The organism is Mesorhizobium sp. IMUNJ 23232 (assembly GCF_044326205.1).
In the GTDB taxonomy this organism is placed as follows: Bacteria; Pseudomonadota; Alphaproteobacteria; order Rhizobiales; family Rhizobiaceae; genus Kumtagia.
Map to the genome: position 1 here is coordinate 1 of NZ_JBIRCY010000110.1, position 10,039 is coordinate 10,039.

The following is a 10,039-nucleotide window of genomic DNA, read 5'->3' on the forward strand; positions in this document are numbered from 1 at the left end:
GCTCATCAAAATTAGTCCCAATCTGCTGACCCCCAATGCCCCAATGTGAGCAGGGACACTGGCACCTCGAAAGCAGGAGCGACATTCCTACTTTGCAGAAACAGGACATTCTAACTTTGCGGCAATACGGAAAAGTCGCATAAGATATATTATGGAACTTCCGCGCGCCGCAGAAGCCATGCCTTGGCAAGGCGCGCGGCCAGTTCATCGACGGGTTCGGTCGTATCGACCTCCAGATCGTAGCGGCAGAAACCGTGGGTCTTCAGGTGGTAACGGGCTTCGCCGATGCTGCGGTCGCCGCGCTCCAGCTCCCGGCGTTCCAACTCGTCCATCGGCGCATGCACGCCGACCCAGAACACATCCAGATGTGCCAGCAGCGTGTTCAACTGGTTAGCCCAGGCCTGGCTCTCGACGATGTGCTCGACGATCAGATCGTTGCCGGCTTCGGCGAACGTCGCGATCGAGCGATGAAAGCCGTCGAAGAATTTTTCGCGCTCGCCAGGCGCGCCGCCATGCCGGGCGCGCCTGATCGTCCTGAAGCCGGCGTCGGCGAGCTGATCGGACGCATAGTAGCAGAACGGCTCGCTCAAGGCTTCGCGGAGTGCTTTCGCCAAGGTGGATTTGCCGGCGCTCGACGTGCCGTTGAGAAAGATGATGCGTCCGGCCTCAGTGGGCTTCATGGGGTCCGGCAAGGCACCTCCAGAACCAGTCCGTCATAGGCCGGCTCGACATGCGGTGGCGTTTCGGCCAGCACCGTGGCGTAGTCCAGCGGTACGTGCATATGGGTCAGCACGGCGCGTTTCGGCGCGAGTTTTTCGATCCAGTCCAGCGCTTCGGCAAGCGAAAAATGGCTGGGATGGGTGCGGTATTGCAGCGCGTCGATGACCAGCAGGTCGAGACCGGTCAGCCGCTCGGCGGTGCTCGGCGGAAAGTTGCTGACGTCCGGACAATAAGCGATCGGACCGATGCGGAAGCCGAGCGAGATGATGTCGCCATGGATCTGCGGCAGCGGCTCGAAGGCCAGTGCTCCGCCCTCGCCCATGACGATCACCGGCTCGGCATGGTCGATCCGGTGGGCTCTGAGGATCGGCGGATAGGAGCTTCCGGGCGGCGTCTCGAAGCAGTAGCCGAAAGCCTGCATCAGCCGGTCCAGTGTCGGCTGGTCGGCATGGATGTCAATCAGATGCCGCTGCTCCAGCATGAAGCTGCGCAGATCGTCGATGCCGTGGATATGGTCGGCATGGGCGTGGGTGTAGATCACGGCGTCGATGCGCTTGACCTGGGCGGCCAGCATCTGCTCGCGCAGATCCGGTCCGGTGTCGACGATGACGCGTGTCACGCCGCCGTCATCCGCAATACGCTCGACCATGGCGGCTGGCCGCGTGCGGCGGTTCTTCGGATTCGTCGGGTCGCAATTTCCCCAGTCGCCGGTCATGCGCGGCGTGCCGGGCGACGAGCCGCAGCCGAGGATGGTGAGGCGCAATCGGTCACTCACGCCTTAGACGCTCACATCATAGGGCTTCGGCATCTTGCTGAAAAGGCGAAAGAAATTGCCTGTGGTGATATGGGCAATCTCGGCTGCGTCGACACCGATCGTCTCGGCCAGGACAGCGGCGGTCTTCGCCACATAGCCCGGCTCATTGCGCTTGCCGCGGTACGGCACGGGCGCGAGGTAAGGTGCGTCTGTCTCGACCAGCAGCCGGTCGCGCGGCACAGCGCGGGCGATGTCCCGCAATTCCTCGGAGTTCCGAAAAGTGAGAATGCCGGAGAACGACACGTAGCCACCGAGTTCGACACCGGCCATGGCGAGACGCCTCCCCGATGAAAAACAATGGAGAACAAAGGGGAAGGCGCCCTTCCCTGTTTCCTCGCGCAATATCGCTTCCATATCCTCGTCGGCGGACCGCGCGTGGATGACCAGCGGCAGTCCGGTCTCGCGCGCCGCCGCGATATGGGTGCGTAGGCCCAGCGCCTGGGCGAGACGCGGTGACTTGTCATAGTGATAGTCGAGCCCCGCCTCGCCAATCGCCACCACTTTCGGATGTTTTGAAAGCCGGACCAGATCCTCGACGGTGATATCCAGCTCCTCGTCGGCATTGTGCGGATGGGTGCCGACCGAGCAGAAAACCTCGGAAAATTCCTCCGCAACGCCAAGCACTTGCGCGAAGCGCTTCACACGCGTCGAGATGGTGACCATGCGGCCTATGCCGGCGTCGAGAGCGCGCCGCACGATTGCGGCGCGCTCCTCAGCGAAATCTGGAAAATCCAGATGGCAGTGACTGTCGACCAGCATGGTTCAGCCTTCGGCAGCCTGCTCGACATAGCGCGGAAATACGCCTTGTGGCACCGGCAACGGCGTACTGGGCACCAGGGCGTGAGCGTCCGCGACATGGTCGAAGCCGCGCGCGTCCGCCGGCACCGCCAGCAGGTCAAGCAGTTTTTCGGCCGAACCCGGCATGAAGGGCTGGCAGAGGATGGCGAGCCGCCGCACGGTTTCCGCAGTCGTGTGTAGTACCGTCTCCATGCGGACCGGGTCGGTCTTCTTCAGCGCCCAGGGCGCCTCGCCGGCGAAATAGCGGTCAGCCTCGGCGACGACGGCGAAGATCGCCGCCAGGGCCTGGTGGATCGCCTGCTCGCCCATTGCCTTGCGTGCAATGCCGAGAGCCGCATCCGCCTGGCCGAGGATCACCTTGTCGGCCTCCGTTAGCTCACCTCGCTTCGGCACCACGCCGCCACAGTTCTTGGCGATCATCGATAGCGAGCGCTGCGCCAGGTTGCCGAGGCCATTGGCGAGATCGGCATTGGTGCGGGCAACGATTGCCTCGTGGCTGTAGCTGCCGTCCTGGCCGAACGGCACCTCGCGCATGAAATAGTAGCGCACCTGGTCGAGACCGTAGTGATCAACCATCTCGAACGGATCGACGACATTGCCGACCGACTTCGACATCTTCTCACCGCGGTTGAACAGGAAGCCATGCGCGAAAACGCGCTTCGGCAGTTCGATGCCTGCCGACATCAGGAAGGCGGGCCAATAGACTGCATGGAAGCGGATGATGTCCTTGCCGATGACGTGGATGTCCGCCGGCCAGAACCGCCACATCGGATCCTGCTCGTTGGGATAGCCGGCGCCGGTGATGTAATTGGTCAGCGCGTCGACCCACACATACATCACGTGCTTGTCGTCGCCGGGCACGGGTACGCCCCAATTGAATGTCGAACGCGAGATCGACAGATCGCGCAGGCCGGACTTCACGAAGCTGATGATCTCGTTGCGGCGCTCGGCCGGCCCGATGAAATCGGGGTTGGCTTCATAATGTGCCAGCAAGCGGTCCTGATAGGCCGACAGCCGGAAGAAATAGGTCTGCTCCTCGTTCCACTCGACCGGCGAGCCGAGCGGTTCGCGGCGCACGCCGTCGTTGCCGACCGTCGTTTCGGCTTCGTCGAAATAGGCCTCCTGGCGAACCGAATACCAACCCGAATAGCCGCCGAGATAGATGTCGCCATTGGCGTCCATCGCCTTCCATATGGCCTGGCTTGCGGCGTAGTGGCGAGGTTCGGTGGTGCGGATATACTGATCGTTGGAAGCGCCGAGCTTTTCGTCCATGGCGCGGAAGATGGCCGAGTTGCGGTCGGCGAGTTCTCTCGGCGTCACACCCTCGGCCAGAGCATTCTGCTGCATCTTCAAGCCGTGCTCGTCGGTGCCGGTCAGGAAGAAGACATCCTTGCCGTCGAGCCGCTGGAAACGAGCCAGCACATCGGTCGCAATGACATTGTAGGCATGGCCGATATGCGGCTTGCCGTTGGGATAGAAGATCGGTGTGGTCAGATAGAATTTTTCGCGTGACATGATCGTGCGTCGCCAAGCCTAGAAGATACGATTCTTTGGGGTGAATAGCGCAACGGAACGGCAGCCGCCATCCCGGCCGGATGCGGCGTCACATTCGAAGCGTATCGTGCAGGCGCAGGATCATGTTCAGCGTGTGTTGTTTGCGATCCAGATTGTAGGTGTCCGTGTCACTTATCGCAATGCGCAATTCCTGAAAGACGCGCGCAAAATTGCCGGCACGGCTGATTTCACCCGTCGAGGCCGCGCTGCTGGCGGCCTGCGAGACGATGTCGAGCAGATGCGCGTTCATCAGCTCGAAGCGGATCTCGTTGTCGCGGCCGCTGACGGCATCGGCCAGGCGGTGCGCCTTGGCGAAGTCGAAATCCGCCCCGCCGACCAGCAGGTCGACCGTGTCGGCAATCTCCAGCCCACCGAATTCCGACAACAGGATAGCATCCCGCACGCTGCCCCCTGCCCGCTCCAACAGCGCGGCTCGTTTGCCGGCTTCGTCGGGCAGCGGCATGCCAAGTGCCGTAAGAACGGTCTCAACCTCGTTGGCCGACAGCGGCTGCAGCCGGATCATCTGGCAGCGCGAGCGGATGGTCGGCAGCAGGCTGCCTGCAGAATGGGTGATCAGCAGGAACACCGTGCGCGAGGGCGGCTCCTCAAGGTTCTTCAGCAAGGCATTGGCAGCGTTGATGTTCATGTCGTCGGCGGGATCGACGATGACGACCCGGTAGCTGCCGTCATGCGAGGTCATCGACAGGAAACGGTTGACGCGGCGGATCTCGTCGACGGTCAGCAGCGTCGCGAATTTTTTTGTCTTGTCGTTAAAGGGTCGCGTCAGGTGCAGAATGGCCGGATGCGCACCCATGGCGATCTGCCGGAACAAGGGTGAATTCGGGTCGGGCGCGGCCAGCGTTTCCGGCGCGTTTTCATAAGCCGGGTGGCGCAGCAGATGGTAGGCGAGGTGATAGGCCAAGGTCGCCTTGCCGATGCCGCGCGGGCCTGCGAGCAACAGTGCGTGTGGCAGTTTTCCGGTGCGGTAGGCAGAGGCGAGCGTGGCAGCCGCTTCCGCATGGCCGACGAGCAAGGGATTTTCCGACGGTTCGGCTATGCCTTCCAGTGTGTCGTGCTGTTCCGGGGCGATGCGTTCAAACATCAGCCGGCCTCGCGGGCTTGCGTGACGCTCTTGGCGCGCACTTCAAGCGCGGCGAACACCGCGGCGGTGACCACATCCTCCACTTCGTCCTCGTCGGCGGAGGCGTCGATGATGATGCAGCGGTCAGGTTCCTTCTCGGCGATGGCCAGATAGGCCTCGCGGCGGCGCTGGTGGATATCGACGGTTTCCTTCTCGAAACGGTCCGCCTCGCCGACGCCCCTTCGTGCGGCGGCGCGCGACAGCCCGATCTCGGCATCGATGTCGAAGATCAGCGTCATGTCGGGCATCACGCCGTTGACGGCGACATGCACCAGTGTCTCGACGAAGCCGCGATTCTCGTCGCTGCCGGCGCCCTGGTACACACGGGAGGAATCGAGGAAGCGGTCGCAGAGCACGATCGCGCCTCGCTCCAGAGCCGGTCGGATCGTCTGCTCGACATGATCGGAACGGGCGGCGGCGAACAGGATCGCCTCCATGCGCGGCCCGAAAGGCTCCGCGGCACCGGACAGGATGACGTGGCGCAGCGCCTCCGCGCCGGGCGAGCCGCCTGGTTCGCGGGTAACCAGCGTGTCGTAGCCCTTGCGGCGCAGCTTTTCGGACAGGCGCCTGATCTGCGTCGACTTGCCCGCGCCCTCGCCGCCCTCAAAACTTATGAACAATCCGCGCGCCAAATCGGCCGGCCTCGATTCCGCAATCCGGATCCTACATAGGACGCATGGGCATCGAGGTCTACGATGCTGTCTGCTCGGTTCGTCTTTCAAGATCCCGCCATTTGGCGAGACCCAGAAAATTTCAACGAATCCAGCCTGTTAGAAGTTCGGTGACGGCATCGGCCGCACGGCTATGCAAGGCACCCTTCCCGACCGGCTCGGCGGCGTAGAGCGGAATCTCCTGGCTGAGCGTCTCGCCGACCCAGATATTCAACTGGCCGATAAGTGCCCCCTGCTCCACCGGCGCGACGACCGGACCGTCATAGACGATGCGTGCCGAGACCTGTCCGGTATCATCAGCCGGAACGAAGATCGCCACGGGCGCCTTCGCCGTGAGCGCCACGGTGGATTTCGCGCCGCCGTAGACGACTGCTTGGCCAACTACATCGCCGGCTGCGAACAGGCCGGTCTTGCGCAGTCCATCCATGCCCCAGTCGAGCAGTTTTCGCGCTTCCTCCGAGCGTTCGCGTTCGCTGGTCATGCCGCTCATCGCGACGAAAACGCGACGGCCGTTGCGGTTGACCGAACCGACGACGGCAAAGCCGGATTCTTCGGTGTAGCCCGTCGCCAAGCCGTCGGCCCCGATGTTCATGGCCAGCAGCGGGTTGCGGTTGCGCTGGCGGATCTTGTTCCAGGTGAATTCCGGCTGCGCATAATATTTGTAGAAGTCCGGGTAGCCCCGCCAGATATGCATCGCAAGTTGCACGAGTTCGCGGACGGTGACCACTTGGCCGTCCGCCGGCAGGCCGCTCGCGTTCTTGAATACCGACGTCTTCAGGCCGATTTCGCGGGCGCGGGCGTTCATCCGTTCCGCAAATTTTTCCTCGCTGCCGGCCATGCCCTCGGCGATGATGATCGCCCCGTCATTGGCGGATTGCACGATCACGCCCTGAATCAGGTCGCCGAGCCGGATCGTCGACTTCAGCGCGGCGAACATCGTCGAGCCGCCGGACGGTGCGCCACCGGTGCGCCAAGCGTTCTCGCTGACGGTGAAAGTATCGTCGAGCGTTGAGCGCCGTTCCCCAATCGCATGGAACACGACTTCCATCGTCATCAGCTTGGCAAGTGCCGCAGGCGCGATCTGCTTGTCGGGTTCCTTGGCGAACAGGATGGTGCCGGTCTCTGCGTCCACCATCAACGCTTCGGACGCCTTGGTCTCGAATGGTGCTGCGGTGGCACCGCCTGGCGGGAGCCAAGCAAAAGCCACCGCGAGTGCAATCGATTTCAGGCTGATGATGGCCACGGTCCAGCGCGGAACCCCGGCCGCAGAACGGCGATGGAAGGGGCGCTGACGGTCAGTCGCGAACGGCGATCGCATCCGGCGCGCCATTGTCCCAGGCGGCTTCGAGCAAATCGTCAAGGGAGTTGCGGCCATCCTCATAGAGGTTCACAGAATAAACGGCTTGGCCGTCCGCTGTGGAAGCCTCGAATGTGGTACGACCGAAGCTGGCTAGCGCCTGCTCGACGCGTTCCGCTTCACCTTTGTCCGTAAAGGTGCCGGCGGCGACAAAGGGCTCGCCGGAGGCCTTTGTTGTGCCGTCTGCATCGGGCTGCTTCCACGAGGCCGCATCCGCCGCTGTCGAGCGCGTCCCTTCGAGGGCGTCGAAGGCGCGAGCGACCGACGTATCGCCGCCCGGCGCATAGGACATCGTCGCCATGGCCATTTGGGTCTGAATGATGTTTTCAATCGACGGCCGCTCGGGTGCGATCGGTCCGAAGGCCGGCAGAACGATGTCGAAGCTGTCGGCAACGGCGGCCGTCATAACCGGCTGCGCCTCGGGTCGTTCGGCAGGCGCCGGCGCGACGTCGGTCAACGCGCCGGGGAAGGCCACAGCCGGCTTCTCACCGATCGCGCCGCCGCTCGGGGTTGCGCCGTTCATAGCGATCATCACGCCGGTCGGCATCCCGTCCGACGGATCGGGAGCCTTGTTGCCGGGATGGTAGGACGCCATCAGATACTGGTCGTCACGCCCGTCGAGTGGCGCGCGGCCGACATATTCGACCTTCACCTGCGCCGTGCCTGTATGCGAATAGTCCAGCATGTCGGCGGCCTTTTTCGACAGATCGATCAGCCGGCCGTTCGAATACGGTCCGCGATCGTTGACGCGCACGATCACCGAACTGCCGTTCTTCATGTTGGTGACACGCGCATAACTCGGCAGCGGCATGGTCGGATGCGCGGCCGTGAGGTGAGTCATGTCGTAGATTTCACCATTCGCGGTGAGCCGGCCGTGAAAAGCGTCGCCATACCAGGAGGCGTAGCCGACCTTCTTATAGTTCTTGTCTTCCCTGGGGTAATACATCTTGCCGCGGACCTTGTAGGGCTTGCCCGTCTGGTCGCGGCCGCCGCCGCGCGGCAGGTTGGATCTTTTGTTGGTGACGCGCGGGCTGGCCTTCACGCCCCAGATGGATTCGGCGAAATATTCCTTGGATCGGGTCTTGGTACTGACCATGGACTTGGATTGTTCGCTGGCGCAAGCAGCGAGAAACCCCGCACAGAGCGCAATCACGGCGACGGACGTTGCGCGGCTGAGCCGCGGACGCGCCAATAATGCCATTCCAGATCGTCCCCAACCAATTCGTCTGCGCACCGTCTCCGTCCGCTCCTGCATTCTTTGTGCAGGATGTTGCCGGAGATGCGAAGCCCCGCCCCTCTTGTAAGCAGAAACTTCTTAGTGTGCGATTAATCGAATGTGTCGTGAAACGGGCAGGATTATGGCCGGCGGCCATTTGTCCGCCGCAAATTGCTCGCGCAAATCGTTCGGCTGCGCAGTACGCCCGTCAACAAGGGGTGGTTCGCAAATTTGCGCGGGCGATGCGCTGAGGTGCCGGCCAGCCTTTCCGGCGCTCGATCATGATGCGGGTCAAATGGCGACCTGCGTCTCTGATAGTCGGCAGGTCAGGCCGCTTCCTGCGCCTGCGCGGCCTCGTCGATTGCAGCGAATGCGCGACGCAGAACATCGGACCTAGCATCCGAGCGGGTTGTCTCGGTCGACAGGATCTGCCGGAAACGCCGGGCGCCTGGCTGGCCATGGAAAAGCCCGACCATGTGGCGGGCGACATGCGACAGCCGGCCGCCGCGCGCGACATGAGCGTCGGCATAGGCGGCCATCGTCTCAAGCAGCGCCGCGAAGTCGACCTGACGCGAGGCCACGCCGATCAGAGCATCTGCGCCGGCAAGAATCGCCGGCGTATGATAGGCGGCGCGCCCGAGCATGACGCCGTCGACATGGCGGAGGTGACCGGCCGCCTCCGCCAGCGTCTGGATGCCGCCATTGATGCCTATGAATTTTCCAGGCAACCGCTGCTTCAGCCTATAGACGCGGCCGTAATCCAGCGGCGGAACATCGCGGTTCTCGCGCGGGCTGAGGCCTTGCAGCCACGCTTTTCGCGCATGCACCCACAGCGCGTCGGCGCCTGCCGCGAAGACGGCGTCGGCAAGCATGTCGAGTGCCGGTTCCGGGTCCTGCTCGTCGACGCCGATGCGGCATTTTACTGTAACGGGAACGTGCACAACGCGCTTCATCGCCGCGACGCAGGCGGCAACCAGATCCGGCGTCTTCATCAGGCATGCGCCGAACGTGCCAGACTGCACCCGGTCTGACGGGCAGCCACAGTTCAGGTTGATCTCGTCATAACCGAAACCTTCGCCGATGCGCGCCGCCTCGGCGAGTTTGGCGGGATCCGACCCGCCAAGCTGCAACGCCACCGGATGTTCGGCCTGGCCGAAGCCGAGCAGCCGCTGGCGGTCGCCGTGGATGGCGGCGTCGGCGACGATCATCTCGGTATAGAGCAGCGCGCGCGACGACAACTGGCGATGGAGGAACCGGCAATGCCGGTCCGTCCAGTCCATCATCGGGGCAATGGCGAAACGCCGAGATGCGCTAATCTGCGATTTCCTTTCATTTTCCACTACTTAGTCCTTCTTCGTCACTTTTGCGCACAGTACACGACTCAAGCCGGGTATTGGATCGAGAACGGTCTTTTTGGGGCTTTTTCGGCCCAAGCGTTTTTGGCTTCGATGGGGCGATTTGCGATCCAGTCCCTGAGGGCGTCGAGGCCGATGCGGAACCATGATTTTGCGGGTCTGCCGTGGCTTTTGCGGCGAATGGCCTTCATGCCCATGGAATGCGTGGCGCAGCGATAGGCCCATGTGATGGCGAGCATGATGATGACGATGAGGCTTGCCAGCTTTTCGGGATCGGTGATGTGGGTGTCTTCGATGTTGAGACCGCGGGTCTTGGCATCGCCAAACATGCACTCGATGCCCCAGCGCTTTCGATAGTCGTTGAGCGCCTGTTTCGGGTCGGGGCGGTTGGTGGCGATGATGAGCCATTCGCC

General features: G+C 62.9%; 10 protein-coding genes. All 10 read right to left on the bottom strand.

Going from position 1 to position 10,039, the window contains the following annotated elements; all coding sequences use genetic code 11:
• Positions 1 to 149 precede the first annotated feature (149 nt).
• On the bottom strand, positions 150 to 692 hold the full coding sequence (locus ACH196_RS36655; protein ID WP_396651743.1) for a chloramphenicol phosphotransferase CPT family protein: 543 nt from the start codon (positions 690 to 692) through the stop codon (positions 150 to 152).
• On the bottom strand, positions 677 to 1,495 hold the full coding sequence (locus ACH196_RS36660; protein WP_396651744.1) for an MBL fold metallo-hydrolase: 819 nt from the start codon (positions 1,493 to 1,495) through the stop codon (positions 677 to 679). The genes ACH196_RS36655 and ACH196_RS36660 overlap by 16 nt, the downstream gene beginning before the upstream one ends.
• Positions 1,496 to 1,498: 3 nt before the next feature.
• Positions 1,499 to 2,293: a TatD family hydrolase gene (locus ACH196_RS36665; protein WP_396651745.1), complete on the bottom strand. Its 795-nt coding sequence runs from the start codon at positions 2,291 to 2,293 to the stop codon at positions 1,499 to 1,501.
• Between the two features lie 3 nt (positions 2,294 to 2,296).
• Positions 2,297 to 3,847 (bottom strand): methionine--tRNA ligase, encoded by a 1,551-nt coding sequence (metG, locus tag ACH196_RS36670; RefSeq protein WP_396651746.1) that lies wholly within the window; start codon positions 3,845 to 3,847, stop codon positions 2,297 to 2,299.
• An 88-nt stretch (positions 3,848 to 3,935) separates the two neighbouring features.
• Positions 3,936 to 4,991 carry a DNA polymerase III subunit delta' gene (locus tag ACH196_RS36675; protein ID WP_396651751.1) on the bottom strand — a complete coding sequence of 352 codons (1,056 nt, stop codon included), beginning with the start codon at positions 4,989 to 4,991 and terminating at the stop codon, positions 3,936 to 3,938.
• Positions 4,988 to 5,659, bottom strand: coding sequence for a dTMP kinase (gene tmk, locus ACH196_RS36680; protein WP_396651747.1), 672 nt, complete (start codon positions 5,657 to 5,659; stop codon positions 4,988 to 4,990). The genes ACH196_RS36675 and tmk overlap by 4 nt, the downstream gene beginning before the upstream one ends.
• 121 nt (positions 5,660 to 5,780) lie before the next feature.
• Positions 5,781 to 6,935 (bottom strand): D-alanyl-D-alanine carboxypeptidase family protein, encoded by a 1,155-nt coding sequence (locus ACH196_RS36685; protein WP_396651752.1) that lies wholly within the window; start codon positions 6,933 to 6,935, stop codon positions 5,781 to 5,783.
• A 58-nt stretch (positions 6,936 to 6,993) separates the two neighbouring features.
• Positions 6,994 to 8,256 carry a septal ring lytic transglycosylase RlpA family protein gene (locus ACH196_RS36690; RefSeq protein WP_396651748.1) on the bottom strand — a complete coding sequence of 421 codons (1,263 nt, stop codon included), beginning with the start codon at positions 8,254 to 8,256 and terminating at the stop codon, positions 6,994 to 6,996.
• Positions 8,257 to 8,597: 341 nt separating this feature from the next.
• Positions 8,598 to 9,611, bottom strand: coding sequence for a tRNA dihydrouridine(20/20a) synthase DusA (gene dusA / locus ACH196_RS36695; protein ID WP_396651749.1), 1,014 nt, complete (start codon positions 9,609 to 9,611; stop codon positions 8,598 to 8,600).
• A gap of 41 nt (positions 9,612 to 9,652) precedes the next feature.
• On the bottom strand, positions 9,653 to 10,039 hold a 387-nt coding region (locus tag ACH196_RS36700), incomplete at its 5' end, for a transposase (RefSeq protein ID WP_396651750.1).